Below are 20,375 nucleotides of genomic sequence, written 5' to 3'. Positions count from 1 at the left end.
CACCTGCGTACGACCGGGGCCAAGGCTTACCTTGTGGCCGGACCGCAGGACGGCTATGGGCCTCATTCGGGAACTGGGGGAGACCATGACCATTTTCGACAACACGCTCGATGCCGATGGCGCCCTCATCGTCGGTGCCGGCCTTGCCGGTCTGTTCACCGCACTCAAGCTGGCGCCGCGTCCGGTCACCGTGCTTTCCCCCAAACCGCTGGGCATGGGTGCGTCCTCGGCCTGGGCCCAGGGTGGCGTTGCTGCGGCGATGGGAGAAGGTGACAGCCCCCGCGCTCATGCCCAGGACACCGAAATGGCCGGCGCCGGCATTGTCGATCATGGCACCGCCGAAGGGGTCACCGCGGAAGCCGTGGCCCGTATCGAGGATCTGGCCCGCTGGGGCACACCATTCGACCGCGATGATTTCGGCAATTTCGAGCTCGGACGCGAAGCCGCTCACTCAGCCAACCGCATCGTCAAGGTCGAAGGCGACCGCGCCGGCTGGGCCATCATGCAGGCCATCATCGCCGAGGTCAGGCGCACCCCGTCTATTCGCGTCGTGGAGGGCATTACGGCCCTCAGCCTCGCACGCGACAATGGCCGCATCATTGGCGTTTATTGTCGGCGCCTGGGTGATCGCTATTCCGAACCCATTTACATCCGCGCCCGCGCCACCATCCTCGCCGCCGGCGGTCTGGGCGGGCTATACGCCGTCACCACCAATCCCCCCGGCGTGCGTGGCCACGCCATGGGCATGGCGGCCCGCGCCGGCGCCATCATCGCCGATCCCGAATTCGTCCAGTTCCACCCCACCGCAATTGCCACCGGCGCCGATCCGGCGCCACTCGCCACCGAAGCGCTGCGTGGCGAGGGTGCCATTCTGGTCAATGATCTGGGCGAGCGCTTCATGCCCGCCATCCATCCCGATGCCGAATTGGCCCCGCGCGACATTGTCGCCCGCGCCAATTTCCGCCAGATCCAGTCAGGCCGCCGGGTCTTCCTGGATACCCGGGAAGCCCTCGGCGCAGACATCCTCACGCGCTTCCCCACCGTCTCGAAATATTGCCACGACGCCGGCATCGACCCCGTCAATGGCATGATCCCGGTCACCCCGGCCGCCCATTTTCATATGGGTGGCGTGAAGGTGGATGAGCGCGGCCGCTCTTCCCTGCCCGGCCTCTGGGTCTGCGGCGAAGCCAGTTGCACCGGCCTGCACGGCGCCAATCGCCTCGCATCAAATTCCCTGCTCGAGGCTGTGGTCTTTGGCGCCCGCATCGCCGAAGACATTGGTGGCCTGGAGCCGACACGCAAGTTGACGCCGTTTGAAGGTATCGAATGGGACGAGGCCGAGGGCAACAAGGCCGAAGAGGTGCTGCGTAACACCGTGGCGGTGCAGGAATTGCGCCGCATCATGGGCGATCTGGTGGGCGTGGAACGTGACGAAGCGGGGCTCAAGGCAGCCCTCCGGCAGATCGCCCACCTCGAGGCGACGGCCGAACAGGTCACCAGCGCCTTTCTCAACATGACGACTTCGGCCACGCTCGTCGCCGCCGCCGCCCTGCTGCGCAGCGAAAGCCGCGGCGGACATTTCCGCCTCGACTTTCCCGAACCCAGTCAGGACTGGGAACACCACACCGAAATGACCCTGAGCCAGGCTCTCGCCATCCGCGCCGGGGCCTGATCACTCCGCCAGCAGATAGGTCGCCAACGCCGTCAGGTCTTCGTCGGTCCAGTGCGAGGTCGAGTCGGTAATGACCTCGCCCATCGGGCCGCCCAACACATCAAAGCCTGGTGTGAATCCGTCCTTGAGCGTCTGGACCAGGGTTGGAACAACATAACCTTCCGCTATCAGCGCATCGGCAGTGATGTCCGGCGCCCGGCCACCGGTGCCGCCCGGCGACCCGGTCAGCGCCTGATCCCATTCCAGCGCGCCCAAGGCATTGCGTGGCGTATGACAGGCCACGCAATGGGCCGGACCAAAGGCAAGGTATTTGCCACGATTATATGTTTCGGACTGCCCCTCTTCGGGCTCAAAGCGCCTTGGCGAAAAGAACAGGTTCTGCCATCCGGCCATGGCCAGCCTGATATTGAACGGAAAGGGTATCTCGCTCTCTGGCGCCGGTTCGCTGACAGGCTCGGTAGCCATCAGCGCCGCATAGAGATCGACGATCTCCTGGTCGCTCATCAGCGTGTAGTTTTCGTAAGGAAAGGCCGGGTAGAGATGACCCTCGGGGCCCATGCCATTGCTCATGGCGTCGGCGAACTCGGCCACGGTCCAGGCGCCGATCCCGGCAACCGGGTCCGAGGTAATATTGGGCGGAACGAACGTACCGAATGGCGTCTCCAGACCCGCTCCACCAGAGAGCATGGCGCGCCCATTTTCAGCATCGGTATGGCAGGCAACGCAGCCGCCGAGCCGGATGAGATAATCGCCGCGCGTCACATCGCCGGCCAGATCCAGCTCCCGCGCCGGTCCGGCGACCGGCTTGAGCAGATACACTCCCGTGCCGACCCCGATCACCGCCACAGCGATTGCTGCCCACCAACGCTTTCTCATGCCTGCCCCCGCTGCCGCTCGTTGGCCAGATCAGACCAGAACCGGCAACAGGGTGCAATCATCTGCCGATCAAGAGCTGGCGAGATCGAGAAGTGCTGCAATCCGCTCCTTGCGCGTTTCGGCCACCAGTCGCCCCAGTTCACTGGTGCCCTGCATCAGCACCAGCGTCGAGCGCCGCGGAATGGCCATGCTCCGCGCCAGTTCGCTATTGCCGTATTTGTCCCAGTCGACCCGCAGAATAGGGATGGCCGCATAGGCGGCGCTTTCACCCTGCAAGGCGTCCAGCACGCGCTGCTGGGCCGCACAGGTCGGGCACCAGCTTGCATGGAAATTGATGAGATAGGGCGTGCCGCTATCGGCAAGCCCCTCGAGTTCGGTTCCGGTGTAGTCGATGAACTCCAGCGCTCCGGCGGCTCCCGCCACTAGGCCTAGAACGCTGATGCCTGCCAGGCCGGCCAATAGGTGTCGACGTGTAATCATGCACTTGTCTCCTCAGATACTTACGGATAGGTCAACCAGCCAGACCGGCAATACGCCCAGCGCCCAGGCTTCCAGAAGGCGGTCGATACGGAAAATGATGGCCAGACCCACCAGCGCCAGCCCCACACCCAGCGCGGTCTTGGCATGGGGCGCGAACTGCATCAGCAGGGCCCGGCGTCCGGACAATGCCGCCCGCGTGCCATAGGCCAGCGCCAGCACGATACTGGCCGCGCCCAGCGCGAAACACGCCATGATCAGGCCGGCATAAAGCAAGTTCTCGCCTTGCGCCGCCAGCCCGATGGCGCCACCCAGCGTCGGGCCGATACAGGGCGACCAGGCCAGACCCAGCAAAGCACCGGCCGCCGCCTCACCCCACAGCCCGCGTCCCTCGAACTGACCGAGTAGACGCGTACTACCACTGGCCGTGGCGCCGGCTAGGCGCGAGAATTGGGTTTGCAATGGTGGGGTCAGCAAAACGAGGCCAAAACCCAGCATGGCCCAGCCCGCCCCCAGGGCAATGACGTCCTGCGGCAGTCCAAGGGCCCGGGTCAGGGCAAAGGCGCCCAGTCCGGCCAGGGTAAAGCTCAGGGCCATGCCACCGGCCATCGCCAATGGGGCCAGCCGGTGCCGCGCCAGCGCACTGGCGCCGATCAGCGGCAACAAGGGCAGAACACAGGGGTTGATCAGCGTCAGCAAACCCGCCGCGAAGGCCAAAACCAGATCAAGCAATCCCGCGCTCCCATTTCAGTCTGTTCGAGAGACTATACGAGAGCGGAGCACACTAGGTTACGATCCGGCGTTGACGTAGCCGTGATCAGGCCGAAAGCACCTTATCCACTTCCGCCCGGCTGGGCGGCTGGCAGCCGATCCGGCCGCAATTAATGCCGGCGACCACAGCGCCGAACCGCAGCATCGATTCCAGCTGTGCGGCATCGAGTGCGGCCAGTCCACCCGGCTTAAGTGTCTTCGCCTCCCCCAGCCAGGTCAGGATGCCTGCCATCAGGCTATCTCCGGCACCAACCGTATCGCCGAACACTTCGGGCTTATGGATTGGTGCCGATGCGCTGGCCTTGCGGGAAAAGGCGCGCGAGCCGTCTTCGCCCATGGTCACCACCACCAATTCGCAATTGGGCCGTGCCAGCAATTGTGCCGCATGGTCTTCAACGCTTTTGCCCGGTTCGAGCCAGGCGTGATCCTCGTCCGACAGCTTGACCAGATGCGCCTTGTCGAGAAATCGGCCCAGCCGCGCCCGGAAGCCGGGCTCGTCCTCTATCAGCTTGTCGCGCACATTGATGTCGATGGAAATCGTTGCGCCACGCTCTGCTGCAGCATCGACCACATCGGTCCACACCACCGCGTCCTCTTCCAGGATCGGAGAGAACCCGCCGATCTGGTAGAGCTCCACCTGTCCGGGCAGGCCCGCCAGGAGGCCATTTCGGGTAAAGGCCCGATCGGCGCCGCGTTCGAACACGTAGCTTGCCTGCATCTTTGCATTGAAGCTGACGATGGCTTTGGTGGTCGGCGCCGCGACGCGTTCTTCGAGCAGCACCGAGACCCCTGCCTCGGCCAGCGGCGCCAGCAGCACATCGCCAAACTCATCCTGGCTGATCGGGCACAGAAACCCGGTCTGATTGCCCAGCTTGGACAGGGCAATGGCACAGTTGAACGGCGACCCGCCCGCATGCGCCACCCGCTCGGCGCCCGGCTCGGCCGAGACCGGCACCAGATCGATCAGGCTTTCGCCACCGACAACGAACATGCATTCCTCCCAGGCACAGGCTTCGAGCGGCTGCATACCACTTTGGTATCAGATGTCACCAGCCAGATGCGGCAAACTCCCGCAATTCCGCCACAATCACATTGACCCACCGAACGGATAATGCTCAATCGGTTCCGGAATAGGCGCGGAATAGCGCCGTTGTGACTTCGGGGAACTGGGAGGCGCACACCAATGCAAGCGCTCGCCGTGCTGGTCCGGTTGATCAGCGCCATCAACTGGCTCGTGGGGCAGGTGTTGTCCTGGCTGGCCCTGGCCTGCGTGCTGGTGTGCTTCACCGTGGTTGTGCAGCGCTATGTGTTCAGCACCTCGACCCTGTGGATGCAGGACCTCTATGTCTGGCTCGGTGGCGCCATGTTCACCGGCGTGGCCGGCTTTGCCCTGCTGCGCAACGACCATGTCCGGGTCGACGTGTTCTACCGCCCCGCTTCGGTCCGCCGCAAAGCCATTGCCGACCTGATCGGCGTACTGATCTTCCTCCTGCCCTATGTCTACGTGGTCTGGACCTACACATTTACCGCCGTCGCCCGCTCCTGGGGCTTTATGGAAGGCTCGGCCAATATTGGCGGCATGCCCGGTCTGTTCATTCTCAAGAGCTTCATTCTGCTCTTTGCCGTTCTGGTCGGCCTGCAGGGCCTGGCCATGGCCGCCCGCGCCATTCTGGTGCTGGCCGGCAAGGAAGATCTCCTGCCACCCCATCTGCGTTACGAAAACCCCGACGACAGCGACCACCCCGCCGGAGAGATTGCCTGATGGATCCCGTACTGCTTGGCGAGATTCTCTCGGCCGTCATGTTCTTCGGCGTTATCGGCGTGCTCATGCTCGGCTTTCCGGTGGCCTTTTCGCTGGCCGGCACCGCGCTGATCTTCGGTCTCATCGGCTGGTGGCTGGGCGTTTACGACCCCTCCAACTACGGCTCGCTGGCGGGCCGCTATATCGGGTTGATGACCAATGAAGTGCTGGTCGCCGTGCCGCTCTTTATTTTCATGGGCGTCGTGCTCGAGCGCTCCGGCATCGCCGAGCAATTGTTGCTCACCATGGGCAAGCTCTTCGGCAATCTGCGTGGCGGTCTCGGCCTGTCGGTGATCGTGGTCGGCGCACTCCTGGCCGCCTCCACCGGCGTCGTCGGCGCCACCGTCGTCACCATGGGCCTGATTTCCCTGCCGGCCATGCTGCGCGCAGGCTATGATCCGAAACTGGCCACAGGCGTCATCTGCGCTTCAGGCACTTTGGGGCAGATCATTCCGCCCTCGACCGTCCTGATCTTCATGGGCGACATGCTCGCCGGCATCAATTCCCAGGTCCAGATGGAAAAGGGCAATTTCGCCCCCGAGCCGGTCTCGGTCGGGGCGCTGTTTGCCGGTGCCATCCTGCCTGGTCTGCTGCTGGTCGGCCTCTACGCCAGCTATATGATTTTCAAGGCCATCACCGACCCCAAATCCTGCCCCGCCACCCCGGTCCCGGAAGACGAAAAGGCCGGGCTGATGCGCGAAGTCTTCGTGGCCCTGGTGCCGCCGCTGCTGCTGATCGTGGCCGTTCTCGGTTCCATCCTGGGCGGCATCGCCACCCCAACCGAAGCGGCTTCGGTCGGCTCGGTCGGCGCCATGCTGCTGGCTGTGCTGCGCCGCCGCATCGATTTTTCCATCCTGCGCCAGGCCGTCATTTCCACCGCCACCATCACCTCAATGGTCTTCATCATCCTGTTCGGTGCCGCGGTGTTCTCCATCGTCTTCCGCATGATGGGCGGCGACAATCTGGTGCACGAATTCCTCTCCTCCATGCCGGGCGGCGCCATCGGCGCGATGATCATCGTTATGTTCATCATGTTCCTGCTGGGCTTCATCCTCGACACCTTCGAGATCATCTTCATCGTCATCCCGATCACCGCCCCGGTGCTGCTGGCGCTCGATGTCGATCCGATCTGGCTCGGCGTCATGGTCGGGGTGAACTTGCAAACCAGCTTCCTCACCCCGCCATTTGGCTTTGCGCTGTTCTACCTGCGCGGCGTGGCTTCCAATGCAGTATCGACCGGCGCGATCTATCGCGGCGCCGTGCCCTTCGTAATACTGCAACTAATCGGCATCGCCCTGCTCTTCACCTTCCCCCAGCTCATCACCTGGCTGCCGGACGTGCTGTACTAGAGGACCATCTGTACTGAAGTCGTGATAGGGGCTGGAAGGCCATTCGGCCCTCCTCCCCCATGCCGACAGGCAAATGAACTGCCCACCCTCGGCTTGCGTAGTGCAGGCAAGGAGGCGCAGTCATGACTGACTTGAAGTCTTTTCCGGTGGGTGGCCTTGCCGCGGTGAATGGTGCCAACGGCGGCATTGGCAGGGCTCTTGTCGAGGCCCTGTCAGGCGTCAATCAATTTGGTGCTGTGTTGGGCTTTTCGCGCCGCGCCGATGGCCTTGACCTGACCGACGAGGCCTCGATCGCCAAGGTTGCTCACTGCGTTCATCAACACAACATTCCGGTCCGGCTCGTCATCGTCGCCACCGGACTCTTGCATGATGGCGACCTGCAGCCGGAAAAATCCTGGCGCCAACTCGATGCAGCCCGGTTGGCCCGCAGCTTCGCGGTCAACGCCACCGGCCCGGCCCTTGTTGCCAAGCATTTCCTGCCGCTATTTCCGCGGGAAGGAAAAGCCGTATTTGCCGCGCTCTCGGCCAAGGTCGGTAGTATCGGCGACAATCGCCTGGGCGGCTGGTACGGCTACCGCGCCGCCAAGTCAGCCCTCAATCAATTGCTGCACACCGCCGCTATCGAATTGCAGCGAACGCGTCCGGACGCCTTCTGCGTGACCCTGCATCCGGGCACAGTCGCCACACCACTTTCGGCGCCTTTCACATCGTCTGGTCATGCACCTGTGGGCGCCCAATTCGCGGCCACCCGCCTGCTCGGGGTCATCGATAGTCTGCGCGCCGCAGACAATGGCTGCATGCTCGACCACACCGGCCAGCCCCTGCCCTGGTAGAATCTTGGCCTAGCCGCGCAGCCCCGGAGCCTCCTGCCCGGTCGCCTGGACATATTCGCTATAGCCTCCACCATAAGCATGGACGCCCTCCGGCGTCAGCTCCAGCACGCGATTGGACAGCGCCGCCAGAAAATGCCGGTCGTGGCTGACGAACAGCATGGTGCCTTCAAAGTTTGACAGCGCCTCGATCAACATCTGCTTGGTCTGGATATCGAGATGGTTGGTCGGCTCGTCCAGCACCAGGAAGTTGGGCGGATCGAACAGGATCAACGCCATGGCCAGCCGCGCTTTCTCGCCGCCCGAGAGCACCCGGCATTTCTTTTCAATGTCGTCGCCGGAAAACCCGAAACACCCGGCCAGCGCGCGCAAGGGCGCCTGCCCTGCCTGCGGAAAGGCGGTTTCCAGCGTCTGAAAGATCGTCATGTCACCGTCGATGCCATCCATGGCGTGCTGGGCGAAATATCCCAGCTTCACACTTGGACCACGCGACACCGATCCCGCATCGGGTTCGGACGCTCCGGTCACAAGCTTGAGCAGCGTCGACTTGCCCGCCCCATTGACCCCCAGAATGCACCAGCGCTCGCGCCGCCGCACATGGAAATCCAGTCCGTCATAGATCGAACGGCTGCCATAGGCTTTCTTGACCTTCTCGATGCGGACGATGTCCTCGCCCGAACGGGGCGCCGGACGAAATTCGAAAGCCACGGTCTGCCGCCGTTTGGGCGGCTCGACCCGGTCGATCTTGTCAAGTTTCTTCACCCGGCTCTGCACCTGCGCGGCGTGGCTGGCCCGCGCCTTGAACCGCTCGATAAAGGCGATTTCCTTGGCCAGCATGGCCTGCTGCCGCTCGAACTGGGCCTGCTGGTTGCGATCGGCGATCTCGCGCTGACCCTGGTAGAAATCATAGTCTCCTGTGTAGCTGGTCAGCACGCCGGCATCGATCTCGATGACCTTGTTGACGATCCGGTTCATGAAGGCCCGGTCGTGCGAGGTCATCAAAAGCGCGCCACTATAATTGTTGAGGAAGCTCTCCAGCCAGATCAGGCTTTCCAGGTCGAGATGGTTGCTCGGCTCGTCGAGCAGCAGCACATCGGGCTTCATCAGAAGGATCCGCGCTAGCGCCACCCGCATTTTCCAGCCACCGGACAGGGCGCCGACATCGCCATCCATCATCTCGGCCGAAAAGCCCAGCCCCGCCAGCACTTCACGTGCCCGCCCGTCCAGCGAATAGCCATCAAGCTCCTGGAACCGCCCCTGCACCTCGCCATAGCGCTCGATGATGGCGTCCATCGCTTCGGCCTTGTCCGGATCGGCCATATCAGCTTCCAATACGGCCATCTCAGCCATCAACTCGCTGACCGGTCCGGCCCCGTCCATCACGGCGCTGACCACTGATTGCCCGCTCATCTCGCCCACATCCTGGCTGAAATAACCAATGGACGTGCCCCGATCGACCGAGACCTGCCCCTCATCGGGCGGCTCCTCTCCGGTGATCATCCGGAACAGTGTGGTCTTGCCTGCACCATTGGGCCCGACCAGCCCGATCTTCTCCCCCTTCTGCAGCGCGGCAGAGGCTTCAATGAAGATGATCTGCTTGCCGTTCTGCTTGGAGATATTGTCGAGTTTGATCATGGGAGAGGCCTGGAGTGCGCGGCGCACTGACGCCGCAGAAAACAAAGCGCTCCTAAAGCATCCCCAACCGCTCCGGGCAAGGCGCGTAGACGGCCACCAGCCATGTCCAAACGTAAAAGACCCCGCAACCTGGGCTGCGGGGTCTCGATCTGATCGCCGAAGGGCCCTGCTTTTAGTCGTACTTGATGTACTTTTCGCGGGCGACGAGGAACGGCATGTCGGTGCCCTCGGTGCGCTGGCGCAGCAGCTTGAACGCGGAGATGAAGCTCTCGGCGGTTTCCTTGGTCAGCTCATCGCCGCTTTCGCGGATTTCCGAGATCAGTTCCATCGAAGCATTGGCGCCGGCCTCGATGATTTCCTCGGGGAACTGGCGGACCTGAACATCATGCTCATCAACCAGCGCCTGCAGCGCACGTGGATCATTGGCATACATGTCCGAGGACACATCGTCATAGGAAGCCTGCGCCGCGATACGTACGATTTCCTGCAGGTCTTCAGGCAGTTCCTGGAACTTGGCCTTGTCGACCACCAGCTCGGTAGCCAGGCCCGGCTCGACGAAGCTGGGGAAGTAGTAGTTCTTGGCGACCTGGTGGAAGCCCAGTGCCAGATCGTTATAGGGGCCAACGAATTCGGCCGCGTCCAGCGTGCCGGACTGCAGCGCGGCAAAGATCTCGCCAGCGGCAAGGTTGGTCACCGAAGCGCCCAGCTTGCTCCACACCTGACCGCCCAGACCCGGGGTCCGGAAGCGCAGACCCTGAATGTCGGACACGCCGGTCAGCTCGTTCTTGAACCAGCCGCCTGCCTGGGTACCGGTATCACCCGAAAGAAAGCCCTGTACGCCAAACTGGTCGTAAATCTTGTCCCACTTCTCCTGACCGCCGAGATAGCGCACCCAGGCGCCCAGCTCGCGATTGGTCATGCCGAACGGCACGCCGGTGAAGAACGACAGGCCCTGGCTCTTGTTCTGCCAGTAATAGGCAGCGCCATGGCTCATCTCGGCCGATCCATCGATCACCGCGTCCAGCGCCTGCAGGCCCGGCACCATTTCGCCGGCAGCGAAAACCTGCACGGTCAGGCGACCGCCGGAAGCCTTGGTGATGCGATCGGCCAGCTTCTGCGCGCCAACGCCCAGACCCGGAAAATTCTTGGGCCAGGTGGTGACCATGCGCCAGGTGATATTGCCCTGGGCGATCGCCGGCGTGGCCAGCGTGGTTGCCGCTGCCGCAGCGCCGATGGTGGCGACCGAAGCCTGCTTGAAGAATTCGCGTCTTTTCATAGGTGTCCTCCCGATAGACTGATGAAAATTGTTGTTTCACCGTACGATCTGGAACCAGCCGCCCGGTGCTTGGGCGCTAACAAATCAATCCGCGCTCATTCTGTCCAGCAGCTTGTTGCGGGATATAGTGAATTCTCGGCGGTGTTCCGGTTGCCAAAGAAATCTTCCTCAGGCCGGGATTAAATACCGCATGCCGGTGTGTGTCCTGATAGCGGGCCCGCAACCGCGGTCCGTCAACAGGAGGGAAAATCCCATGCAATTCCGTTCGCTTCTCGCTGGCGCCGCCGCGCTGGCTTTGTTTTCCACCCCAATTCTGGCCGCCGAATATCTCGACGGCGCGGTCATGTCGACCGACATTGAAGGCCAGATGGTCCTGACCGACGCCAACGGCATGACCCTGTATATTTTCGACAAGGATGAGCCAGGCGTCTCCAATTGCTATGACACCTGTGCAGAAAAATGGCCGCCGCTCTTTGCTGATGACGCTGCCACGGCCGAAGGCGACTTCTCCATCGTCGAGCGCACCGATGGCACCAGGATGTGGGCCTATAAGGACATGCCGCTCTACTATTGGGTCGAGGACATGAACCCGGGCGACACCACGGGTGACGGCGTCGGCGGCGTCTGGCATCTTGCCATTGAATAGATAGAGCGGTTCCGCTCGGGATAACTTTGGCGTGGTCGATTTTCTCGATGAACTCGAAGCCTGCGTACCGGCCCTGCGCCGCTATGCCCGCGCGCTCACGCGCAATATCGACCACGCCGATGACCTCGTCCAGGACTGCCTAGAGCGCGCCATCTCCCGCCGGGGCCTGTTTCGCCCCAGCGGTCCCATGCGGCCCTGGCTTTTCACCATCCTCGTCAATCTGCATCGCAATGCGCGCCGCACCGAGCAACGCCGCGGCACGCATCTGGACGCCGACAGCCTGCCCGATCTGGGCACGCCGGCGCCGCAACACAGTCATCTGGCATTGGCCGAACTCTCCCGCGCCATCGATGACCTGCCGCTCGAACAGAAGGAAACGCTGCTACTGGTTACCCTCGAAGGCATGGCCTATGCCGAGGCCGCAAGCATTCTCGATATTCCCCTGGGCACGCTGATGAGCCGGCTGGGCCGCGCGCGCGCCAGTCTGCGTCAATCCACCGGTGAGGTCCAGGAACCGCACTTGAGGTCGGTCAAATGATGGACGTCACCCGCGACACGCTGATGGCCTATCTCGATGGCCAACTCGATGGTGACGCCCGCGCCGCCGTCGACGCCTGGCTGGCCGACAATCCCGATGCCGCCATCGAGCTGGCGCAATTGCAGCGCCAAACCGAGGCCATCAACACCCTGTTTGGCCCGGTCGCGACCGAGCCGGTCCCGCCCCGCCTCAATGCCCACCGTCTCGCCCTGAGCCAATCCCGGCGGCGTTGGCAGAGTGTGGCGCGGGCCGCCATGATTGTGGGCATATTGGGCATCGGCATCGCCGCCGGCTGGCTGCTGCGCCCGACCGCCGAGAACCCTGCGCTCTACAATCGCCTGATTGCCGACGCGGTCAGCGCCCACACCGTCTATGTTGTCGAAAACCGCCACGCCGTCGAAGTGGCCGGCACCGAGGCCGACCACCTGGCAAGCTGGCTCTCCAATCGTCTGGACACCGGACTGGCCATGCCCGATCTGGCAGCCGCCGGTTTCACCTTCATGGGCGGGCGCCTGCTGCCAGCTCCCGCCATCCCCGGCGGCCGGGCGGCGCAATTGATGTATGAGGATAGTGCCGGCGAGCGGGTGACGCTCTACATCACCCCCAGGAGCGGCATCGATGGCCCCAATCTTGAACTGGTACGCCTGGGCGGCGACAACGCGCTGTACTGGGCCAATGCGACCATCACCTGCACCATTGTCGGCCCGCAATCCGCCGAGACCCTGCAAGACCTCGCCGACAGCGTCTTCGCGCAATTGACACCGTCGCCGGCCTCAAGCGCCGGCTATCGCCCCATTTAGCCGCGCTTTGGCGCGTTACGCGGCGGAATGTCGTTCGAATAGATATTGTGCAGCCCGACATTGAGAATGTCGCGCTCGCCGCACAGCGCCATGGTGGTATCGAGTTCCTTGCGGATGATTTCGAGCACCCGGGTCACCCCGGCCTCGCCGCCCGCACCAAGCCCGTAAAGCATCGGCCGTCCGATAAAGGTCGATTTCGCCCCATAGGCCAGCGCCTTGACCACGTCCTGCCCGCTGCGAATACCGCTATCGAGATAGACCTCGGTCTTGTTGCCGACCCGCTCGACGATTTCGGGCAGCACGCGAATGGTCGAAGGCGCCCCATCGAGCTGGCGCCCGCCATGATTGGAGACCACGATGGCATCGGCGCCATTGTCCACCGCCGCCTGTGCATCATCGGCGTCAAGCACGCCCTTGACGATCACCGGACCGCCGAAGCGCTCCTTGATCCATTTGACGTCGCCCCAATTGAGCGTCAGGTCGAACTGGCTGGCCGTCCAGGCCGAGAGCGATGCCAGGTCGTGATCACCGCCGACATGACCCACGATGTTGCGGAAAGTGTGCCGTTTGGTGCCCAGCATGCGCAGGCACCAGAGCGGATGCTGCATCATCTGCCAGACCGAATAGGGCGTGAATTTGGGCGGCGTCGCCAGCCCGTTCTTGATGTCCCGGTGCCGCTGCCCAAGGATTTGCAGATCCATGGTCAGCACCAGCGCCGAGCACTTGGCGGCCTTGGCCCGATCAATAAGGCGATTGATGAAGTCGCGGTCGCGCATCACATAGAGCTGAAACCAGAACGGCGCCGAAGTGTTTTCGGCAATATCCTCTATCGAGCACACGCTCATGGTGGAGAGCGAAAAGGGGATGCCAAACTTTTCCGCTGCCCTGGCCGCCTTGATCTCGCCATCGGCCGTCTGCATGCCGCCCGTTGCCGCCGGCGCGATCGCCACCGGCATGGCGATCTCCTGGCCCAGCATTTTTACCTTGAGATTACGGCCCTCAAGGTTCACCGCCACCTTCTGGTTAAGCTTGATCTTTTCGAAATCGCTCTCGTTCTCGCGATAAGTGCCCTCAGTGTAAGACCCGCTATCGGCATATTCGAAGAACATCTTTGGCACACGCCGATGCGCCAGCCGCTTCATTTCATCAACGGTAAGGACCTTGTCCATGGCGGTCATAAGCGGCGCTCCGGTGTGATTTCCGGATTGCTCTAGCAACTAACATGTTAGTCTTCAAGCCGCGCGTAGGCCAAATTGCTCCGGCGCAGAGATTTGGGACGAGACGACCATGAGAACCAGGCTCGACCGAGGTAAGACCACGAACCCACCTAACGGCTTCGCCGCTCCTCCGTCCCTCGCCCCACCACCAGCGTCGCAAAAATCGTCACAAACCCGAACAGCACCATTGCGCCGGCCAGCACATGCGCCTTGTCCCATTCGAGTCGCTCGACAAAGTCGTAAATGGCAATGGAGAGCACCTTGGTCTGGCCCGGAATATTGCCCCCGATCATCAGCACCACGCCAAACTCGCCCATGGTATGGGCAAAGGTCATGATGGCGCCCACCAGATAGCCGGGCCGCGCCAGTGGCAAAGCGATACGGAAAAACCGCTGCGAGCGGGAAGCGCCCAGCGTGTCGGCCACTTCCAGCACTTCGGTTTCGATGGCGGCAAATCCATTGCGCAGCGGCTGCACCATGAAGGGCAGCGAGGCAATCACCGAGCCGATCACGAGCCCCACAAAGGAAAAGGCCAGCGTGCGCGCGCCCCAGAAACCCGCCAGCCATCCCCCTGGCCCGCTCGGTCCCAGCGCCAGCAACAGATAAAATCCCAGCACCGTGGGTGGCAGCACCAGCGGCAGTGTCACCAGCGCGCCTACCGCTTCGCGCCCCGGACCTCGCCCATGCGCCAGCCACCAGGCAATCGGTGTGGCAACGACGACCAGGATCACCGTGACGCAAAGAGCCAGCGCAAGGGTCAGCAGAACGGGCGAAAGGAGTGGGCCAAAATCCATCAGGGGACAGAATAACCCGCCATTTCGATCACTGCCACGGCTTCATTGCTCCCCAAGAATTCTAGAAAGGCCAACGCTGCCGGATTGTCAGCCCCCTCATTGAGCAGCACGGCTCCCTGTGCAATAGGGCTGTGATAAATCTCGGGCACCAGCCAGTATCCGTCTTTGCCCTGCACCTGGCTTGCCGCCACAAATCCCAATTCGGCATTGCCGCTTTCGACAAATTGCAGCGTCTGGGTGATGTTCGCGCCGGTGACCAGCCGTGCTGCTATGGCATCATAGAGCCCCAGCGCGGTCAGCGTCTCCACCGCCGCCCGCCCATAGGGTGCCGCGTCAGGGTCCGCTATGGCGATCCTGGAGAAGTTCCTGGACGAAAGCGTCGCCTCCGCATCAAGACCGGGTGCATAAAGCGCCAGCCGCCCTTCGGCATAGACAAGAAAACTCCCCTCGACCGCCAACCTGTCCGCTACTGCGCGTTCGGGACGCGCCGTGTCGGCCGCCAGCAACACATCGAACGGCGCCGCCTGGCTGATCTGCGCAAAAAGCTGGCCGGTCGCGCCATAGCTGAGCACCACCTCGTGATCGGTATCGGCCTCGAACAGCGACGCCAATTGTTCCGCCACCGCGGTGAAGTTGGCAGCCACCGCGACATGGGCGGTCTCGGCCCCGACGGGGACCACACCACCCGATAGCGTGAGAAAAGCAAGAAATACGATACTAGGGACGTTTGTCTTGGTGCTCCGCGCCACCGCTACCACCGGCTCAGCACCCTCCCCCTTGCGGGGAGGGTTGGGGAGGGGGGCTTGCGCGGTGATTGCCGGTGCGTCGTTCCAATACGGCAACGATCGCGTCATAAACGCCCTCACGGTTTGTCAGCACATCATTGTTCGAAAATCGAAGAACCTGAAACCCACGATCCGCTAGATATTGATCTCGCGTCGCATCATTGAGTTGCACGACCGGTTGCCCGTGCGTTTCGCCGTCGATCTCAACGACTAGCCCGGCATGGAGGCACGCAAAGTCAACAAAATAGGGACCAATCTCAACCTGCTTCCGGAAGTGCCAACCATTGGTCCGGAGCGCATAGATGGCCCGCCAGAAGACGCGCTCGGCCATTGTTGGGTTTGCCCGCAGTTTTCGGCGAAGCTGCTTGCTCAACAGACCCCCTCCCCAACCCTCCCCGCAAGTGGGAGGGTGTCGCACCGTGCCGGCCACAATATCGCGGCTAGTACCGAGTTAGCACCTGTCGTTTGACGGTGGAAGTTGGAAGGGGGGCCACAAGCACACTCGGACTCGGAAAATCCAACCGATGCCGACCGCAGCTCAACCTACCCCTTGAGCGCACTCGCTTCCCTGGCCAGCGCCTCGATCCGCGCAAAATCGCCGCTCGCCAGCGCGTCAGCCGGCATGATCCAGGACCCCCCCACACAGATCACATTGGGCAGCGCCAGATAAGTCTTGGCCTTGACCGGGTCGATACCGCCCGTCGGGCAGAAGGTAATATCGGGCAAGGGCGAGGCGAACGCCTTGAGTACGGGTGCACCGCCCAGCGCTTCAGCCGGGAAGAATTTGAGGAAGCTGTAGCCCCGTTCGGCCGCGGCCATCGCCTCGGTCGGCGTGCCGATACCGGGCAGCAAGGGAATGGCCACATCCTCGGCCGCATCGAGCAGGCGCGGCGAGGCACCGGGCGACACCATGAAACGGCATCCTGCATCCACCGAACTCTTCATATGCGCCGCGTTGCGTACCGTGCCCGAGCCGACGATCGCCCCGCTCACCTTGGCCATTTCCTCCATCACCCTGAGCGCATTGGGGGTGCGCAGGGTCACCTCCAGCACCGGCAGCCCGCCGGCGACCAGCGCTTCGGCCAGCGGCCGTGCCTGCGCCACATCATCGAGAATGATGACCGGAACCACCGGAGCAAGCGAAAGAATGGAGCGAATGGCGTTGGCGTCCTGCGGCATGGCTTTGATCTCCCGGTACTAAAGCTGGTCTGAGGGTTAGGCGGATGGCGAATTTCTCGCAAGACGATTCATTGAAATGAAAGTCAAAAATACCTAGGTTCCGCCACGCGCTGCGAGGCGCGCACATTTATCGGGCCTTCGAGCAGCAAAAGTGACGCCCACTTTTCCTGAAAGCCGGAAGATGCGACGGGAGGCCCATCATGGTGCAGACGATCAATGCGGTGACACCGCTCACCGAGGCCCGCGCCATTCTGGCCGACAGCTTTGACCTCAAATATTCCAAGGCGGTCGAGCGCGCCACCGACAAGATCTTTGAGCGGGTCAAGGACAAGATCCCCGAGATCGAATGGCCCTTCTATGCGCCGCTGATCTTTCAGATCAACCGGCTCAAAAAAGAAAAAGACGCGGTCATCCTGGCCCACAATTACCAGACGCCACAGATCTATCATGGCGTGGCGGATGTCGTAGGCGACAGCCTGCAACTGGCCGTGGAGGCCACCAAGGTCACCCAATCGGTCATCGTGCAATGCGGCGTGCACTTCATGGCCGAGACCTCAAAACTGCTCAATCCCGACAAGACCGTGCTGATCCCCGACAGCCGGGCCGGCTGCTCGCTCTCGGAAAGCATCACTGCCGAGGATGTGGTGGCCATGCGCGAACAATATCCCGGCGCCCCGGTCGTCACCTATGTGAACACCTCGGCCGCCGTCAAAGCCGTCACCGACGTGTGCTGCACCTCCTCCAACGCCCTCGACATCGTCAATCGCGTCGAGGGCGACACGGTCATCATGATCCCGGATCAATATCTGGCCGCCAACACCGCCAAGAAGACGAAAAAGAAGATCATCACCTGGGCCGGCGCCTGCGAGGTGCACGAAACCTTCACCGCCGAAGACATTTCCGAGCTCCGCCACGCCTATCCCACGGCCAAGATCATCGCCCATCCCGAGTGCCCGCCCGAGGTGATCGACGCGGTCGATTTTGCCGGGTCCACCGCCGCCATGATCGACTGGGTCAAGACCACCAAGCCGCCTCGCGTGGTCATGGTCACCGAATGCTCCATGTCCGACAATGTCGCCAGCGAAACCACCGGCGTCGACTTCCTGCGCGGCTGCAATATCTGCCCGCACATGAAGCGCATCAACCTTGAAAACGTGCTCTGGTCGCTGCACACCGGCACCGAAGAAGTCACCATCCCAGAGGAGATCATCGCCCCCGCCCGGCTAGCCGTCGAACGGATGATCGAGCTGAGCCGTAAGGGCGACTAGGGCCGCTTTGCGATCAGATCGATCTCTACCAGCGCCCCCACGGCAAGCGCGGTGACCCCGATGGTCGTCCGCGCCGGCAGTTTTCCGGGTTCAAAGAATGTCGGCCACAGCGCATTGAGCGCCGCATAATCCCTCTCGAACTGGGTGAGATAGATCCGGGCCATGGTCACGTGCTCGAGCCCCAGCCCGATCCCGTCAAGCACGATCGTGAGATTATCCATCACCCGCGCCGTCTGCGCCTCGATGCCCTCTGGCAGGGGCGCATCAGGCGCCGCCGGGTCGGTTGGCATCTGCCCGGTGACAAAGACAAAGCCATCGGTCTCGACCGCATGGCTGAATGGCGCGACGGGGCGGGGACCGGCGGGAATCATGTGATAAAGCAGTTCACTCATGGGCAGCGTAACCTTCTGCGGATCAGACCCGCAGACGAGCCTGTGCCATGGCGTCCTGTCAACCACCCGTGATGCGGCTTGCCCCGGCCCGTTGAACCGGTCAGACTTGTTCTTGCCATGAGCATTCACCGACTGGTCATTGCTGCACTGCTGCTGGCCCCGGCGCCAATCACCCCGGGCCTGGCTCAACCCTATGGCCAAAGCCAAGCCCAATCAGCCCAACTGGATAGTCTGTTCTCCCAGCTCTCGGCCTCGACCGACGCACAAGCCGCCCACAGCATCGCCAACGATATCTGGCAGATTTGGATTCATCCCGATGATCCGGTGCTCGGCGCGCGGGTGGCCGAAATCATGACGGCGGGGGGCTTTGCCGGCCCGGCCAGCCAGTTACCCCTGATTGATGCGCTGGTTGCCGATTATCCCGACTATGCCGAGGGCTGGAACCTGCGCGCGACAGCACACTTTCTCAACGGCGCCTATGAGAAATCGCTGTCCGATATTGTCGAGACGCTCAAGCGCGAACCGCGCCATTTTGGCGCCCTCTCCGGCCGGGCGCTGATCTACCACGCGCAGGGAAAGCGTGACCTGGCTCTTGAAGCGATCACCGAAGCGCTCGATATTCATCCCTTCCTCGCTGAACGCGCCTTGTTTCCCGAACTGGGTCCACCCCCCATTCGCAGCTGAACCCGAACAGGACAGACGACACCATGAGTGATGGCGACCACACCATTCATCACGAGCAGGGCCCGACGCGGGGCCGCTACTTCATCCGCCTCGCCCCCGGCGCCGAAGCGGAAATGACCTATAGCAAGACCGGCGACGGACCGATGATCATCGATCACACCGGCGTGCCACCCGAATTCGAAGGACGCGGCATCGCGCTCAAACTGGTCAAGGCCTCGATCGCTGATGCCAGGGAACAGGGCTTCAAGATCACCCCGGTCTGCCCCTATGTCGTCGTGCAGTTCCGCCGCCACCCCGAATGGCGGGATTTGCTGGCTTAGTAGCCGAAGCGGTATCGGTCGGCCGTATCCGCGAGGATGGGCGCAAGGGCTTCCCAACTCACCCGGGCGGTTGGAGCACCATATGCATAGGCCGAGATTTCATAGGGCTGAAACTGCACCACCAGACCATAGGGGTCGGACAGCAGCCACCGATCCGGATCGGTGACCACCTCGACCAGGTCATCAGGGCTGTCGAGCCAGAGCGCATCACCATGCTCGGCCTTGGCGGCCGTGAGGACCATGTCCAGCAGCTTTTTCTGCCACCCCTTGCCGGCGAAGACATCCCTGGCCTCCAGCCAGCGCACCTCGTCTTTCACAAAGTGCCGGTAGGTGATGGTATAATTGCCATGTGCGGCGCCATGCCCGTACCAATAGGTATTCACCTCCAGCGTCAGGCGATTGCCAGACACATCCTTGAGCGTGATGGTATTGGTTGAATCGCTGGAGCTGTCGTTCTCGACGCTTTCTGGACCGCCCTCTTCGCCAAATCCGCCGGAGATGGCCTGCCCTTCCGCCGTCACCAGCGCGTTGAATTCTCTTGCGAACCCCGCCTCATCATCGATCTGCACCACGGCCAGTTCGTGTTGCGCCACTGGCCAGTTGGAATCAGGATTTTCCGCCTCATAGGGGTCGGGCAACGCCGTGTAGCGGGCGTCAGGATAAACCCGCATTCCGTCGATCATCCGGCTCGTTTCCAGCACGCGGCTGCGGCTGTTGAACAGATCGTTGAGACAGTAAAGCCCGCGTTCGTCATATGCACCGCTGGTCAGCGGTTCGGCATTGCGCGTACAGGCGCGCCGCGCATAATCGAGCCAATCCCGCTGGCTGGCGCGCAATTCGCTCAGCGCCTGCTCGGACAAGCCGCCGCTGGCGGTGGCATAGGTCTTGGCCAGTCGCTCATCGGCCAGCGACAGGTCCGGATCGGCGCAGATCGCCTCTTCGAATGGGGTGGCGGCCTTGGCGCAATCAAAGCTGGCGGCACTTGCCGCGCCCGGCCCGGCAATCAGCCCCAACGCGACGGCGAGAAGCGGAGAAAAGATGCGGTTCATAGCTGCTCCTGGGATG

At 62.6% G+C, this 20,375-nt stretch carries 23 protein-coding genes; 10 read left to right on the top strand and 13 right to left on the bottom strand.

The genetic code is table 11. The features are described from left to right. Positions 1 to 55: 55 nt before the first annotated feature. Complete coding sequence (locus GGR20_RS11130; RefSeq protein ID WP_338084929.1) at positions 56 to 1,672, top strand: L-aspartate oxidase; 1,617 nt, start codon at positions 56 to 58, stop codon at positions 1,670 to 1,672. Here GGR20_RS11130 and GGR20_RS11125 read toward each other — a convergent pair whose 3' ends face one another. The 4 genes from GGR20_RS11125 to GGR20_RS11110 form a co-directional block, all read right to left on the bottom strand. Further along, positions 1,673 to 2,548 carry a c-type cytochrome gene (locus GGR20_RS11125; RefSeq protein WP_183311338.1) on the bottom strand — a complete coding sequence of 292 codons (876 nt, stop codon included), beginning with the start codon at positions 2,546 to 2,548 and terminating at the stop codon, positions 1,673 to 1,675. It abuts the gene before it with no gap. Between the two features lie 69 nt (positions 2,549 to 2,617). Beyond that, the gene (locus GGR20_RS11120; RefSeq protein WP_183311337.1) at positions 2,618 to 3,028 is read right to left on the bottom strand and encodes a thioredoxin family protein; all 411 of its coding nucleotides are present in this window, start codon (positions 3,026 to 3,028) and stop codon (positions 2,618 to 2,620) included. Between the two features lie 12 nt (positions 3,029 to 3,040). Continuing rightward, positions 3,041 to 3,757, bottom strand: a complete 717-nt coding sequence (locus tag GGR20_RS11115; protein ID WP_183311336.1) for a cytochrome c biogenesis CcdA family protein — start codon at positions 3,755 to 3,757, stop codon at positions 3,041 to 3,043. An 85-nt stretch (positions 3,758 to 3,842) separates the two neighbouring features. After that, positions 3,843 to 4,787, bottom strand: coding sequence for a carbohydrate kinase family protein (locus tag GGR20_RS11110; protein ID WP_183311335.1), 945 nt, complete (start codon positions 4,785 to 4,787; stop codon positions 3,843 to 3,845). A gap of 192 nt (positions 4,788 to 4,979) precedes the next feature. Between GGR20_RS11110 and GGR20_RS11105 the strand changes: the two genes are divergently transcribed. The 3 genes from GGR20_RS11105 (at position 4,980) to GGR20_RS11095 (ending at position 7,779) form a co-directional block, all read left to right on the top strand. Continuing rightward, entirely contained in the window at positions 4,980 to 5,558 is a 579-nt protein-coding gene (locus GGR20_RS11105) for a TRAP transporter small permease subunit (RefSeq protein WP_183311334.1), read from the top strand. Next, positions 5,558 to 6,946: a TRAP transporter large permease gene (locus tag GGR20_RS11100; RefSeq protein ID WP_183311333.1), complete on the top strand. Its 1,389-nt coding sequence runs from the start codon at positions 5,558 to 5,560 to the stop codon at positions 6,944 to 6,946. The genes GGR20_RS11105 and GGR20_RS11100 overlap by 1 nt, the downstream gene beginning before the upstream one ends. A 122-nt stretch (positions 6,947 to 7,068) precedes the next feature. Next, a complete protein-coding gene (locus GGR20_RS11095; protein WP_183311332.1) occupies positions 7,069 to 7,779 on the top strand; it encodes an SDR family NAD(P)-dependent oxidoreductase in 711 nt (236 codons plus the stop codon). Positions 7,780 to 7,788: 9 nt separating this feature from the next. Here GGR20_RS11095 and GGR20_RS11090 read toward each other — a convergent pair whose 3' ends face one another. Together GGR20_RS11090 and GGR20_RS11085 are read right to left on the bottom strand one after the other, a co-directional pair. Beyond that, a complete protein-coding gene (locus tag GGR20_RS11090; protein ID WP_183311331.1) occupies positions 7,789 to 9,411 on the bottom strand; it encodes an ABC-F family ATP-binding cassette domain-containing protein in 1,623 nt (540 codons plus the stop codon). A 172-nt stretch (positions 9,412 to 9,583) separates the two neighbouring features. Beyond that, positions 9,584 to 10,687: a TRAP transporter substrate-binding protein gene (locus GGR20_RS11085; protein WP_183311330.1), complete on the bottom strand. Its 1,104-nt coding sequence runs from the start codon at positions 10,685 to 10,687 to the stop codon at positions 9,584 to 9,586. A 253-nt stretch (positions 10,688 to 10,940) separates the two neighbouring features. On the opposite strand from GGR20_RS11085, the gene GGR20_RS11080 reads away from it, so the two are divergent. Genes GGR20_RS11080 through GGR20_RS11070 form a run of 3 tightly spaced genes read left to right on the top strand, consistent with a single transcriptional unit; the run spans position 10,941 to position 12,671 of the window. Continuing rightward, entirely contained in the window at positions 10,941 to 11,333 is a 393-nt protein-coding gene (locus GGR20_RS11080; protein WP_183311329.1) for a COG4315 family predicted lipoprotein, read from the top strand. Between the two features lie 31 nt (positions 11,334 to 11,364). Then, positions 11,365 to 11,871 (top strand): sigma-70 family RNA polymerase sigma factor, encoded by a 507-nt coding sequence (locus GGR20_RS11075; protein WP_183311328.1) that lies wholly within the window; start codon positions 11,365 to 11,367, stop codon positions 11,869 to 11,871. Beyond that, positions 11,868 to 12,671 carry an anti-sigma factor family protein gene (locus GGR20_RS11070; protein WP_183311327.1) on the top strand — a complete coding sequence of 268 codons (804 nt, stop codon included), beginning with the start codon at positions 11,868 to 11,870 and terminating at the stop codon, positions 12,669 to 12,671. The genes GGR20_RS11075 and GGR20_RS11070 overlap by 4 nt, the downstream gene beginning before the upstream one ends. Here the strand turns inward: GGR20_RS11070 and GGR20_RS11065 are convergent. The 5 genes from GGR20_RS11065 to eda form a co-directional block, all read right to left on the bottom strand. Continuing rightward, complete coding sequence (locus GGR20_RS11065) at positions 12,668 to 13,840, bottom strand: alpha-hydroxy acid oxidase (RefSeq protein WP_183311672.1); 1,173 nt, start codon at positions 13,838 to 13,840, stop codon at positions 12,668 to 12,670. The genes GGR20_RS11070 and GGR20_RS11065 overlap by 4 nt on opposite strands. Before the next feature lie 158 nt (positions 13,841 to 13,998). Next, a complete protein-coding gene (gene modB / locus GGR20_RS11060; protein WP_183311326.1) occupies positions 13,999 to 14,682 on the bottom strand; it encodes a molybdate ABC transporter permease subunit in 684 nt (227 codons plus the stop codon). Beyond that, positions 14,682 to 15,431 (bottom strand): molybdate ABC transporter substrate-binding protein, encoded by a 750-nt coding sequence (gene modA / locus GGR20_RS11055; protein ID WP_253560175.1) that lies wholly within the window; start codon positions 15,429 to 15,431, stop codon positions 14,682 to 14,684. The genes modB and modA overlap by 1 nt, the downstream gene beginning before the upstream one ends. A gap of 13 nt (positions 15,432 to 15,444) precedes the next feature. Further along, positions 15,445 to 15,840 (bottom strand): endonuclease domain-containing protein, encoded by a 396-nt coding sequence (locus tag GGR20_RS11050; protein WP_246349560.1) that lies wholly within the window; start codon positions 15,838 to 15,840, stop codon positions 15,445 to 15,447. A 170-nt stretch (positions 15,841 to 16,010) separates the two neighbouring features. Then, positions 16,011 to 16,646 (bottom strand): bifunctional 4-hydroxy-2-oxoglutarate aldolase/2-dehydro-3-deoxy-phosphogluconate aldolase, encoded by a 636-nt coding sequence (eda, locus tag GGR20_RS11045; RefSeq protein ID WP_183311324.1) that lies wholly within the window; start codon positions 16,644 to 16,646, stop codon positions 16,011 to 16,013. Positions 16,647 to 16,846: 200 nt separating this feature from the next. On the opposite strand from eda, the gene nadA reads away from it, so the two are divergent. After that, positions 16,847 to 17,914, top strand: a complete 1,068-nt coding sequence (nadA, locus tag GGR20_RS11040) for a quinolinate synthase NadA (protein WP_183311323.1) — start codon at positions 16,847 to 16,849, stop codon at positions 17,912 to 17,914. Here nadA and GGR20_RS11035 read toward each other — a convergent pair. Then, entirely contained in the window at positions 17,911 to 18,297 is a 387-nt protein-coding gene (locus GGR20_RS11035) for a RidA family protein (RefSeq protein WP_210283166.1), read from the bottom strand. The genes nadA and GGR20_RS11035 overlap by 4 nt on opposite strands. Positions 18,298 to 18,423: 126 nt before the next feature. On the opposite strand from GGR20_RS11035, the gene GGR20_RS11030 reads away from it, so the two are divergent. Then, complete coding sequence (locus GGR20_RS11030) at positions 18,424 to 18,990, top strand: tetratricopeptide repeat protein (RefSeq protein WP_183311321.1); 567 nt, start codon at positions 18,424 to 18,426, stop codon at positions 18,988 to 18,990. 23 nt (positions 18,991 to 19,013) lie between these two features. Next, entirely contained in the window at positions 19,014 to 19,310 is a 297-nt protein-coding gene (locus GGR20_RS11025) for a GNAT family N-acetyltransferase (RefSeq protein ID WP_183311320.1), read from the top strand. On the opposite strand, the gene GGR20_RS11020 is transcribed toward GGR20_RS11025, so the two are convergent. Continuing rightward, a complete protein-coding gene (locus GGR20_RS11020) occupies positions 19,307 to 20,359 on the bottom strand; it encodes a DUF3298 domain-containing protein (protein ID WP_183311319.1) in 1,053 nt (350 codons plus the stop codon). The two genes, GGR20_RS11025 and GGR20_RS11020, sit on opposite strands and share 4 nt — an antisense overlap. Between the last annotated feature and the right edge of the window lie 16 nt (positions 20,360 to 20,375).

Origin of the sequence: Devosia subaequoris (genome assembly GCF_014197055.1) — a bacterium.
GTDB lineage: Bacteria > Pseudomonadota > Alphaproteobacteria > Rhizobiales > Devosiaceae > Devosia > Devosia subaequoris.
The sequence above is the reverse complement of the archived record's forward strand: the minus strand, read 5'-3'. Positions and strand labels throughout refer to the sequence as shown.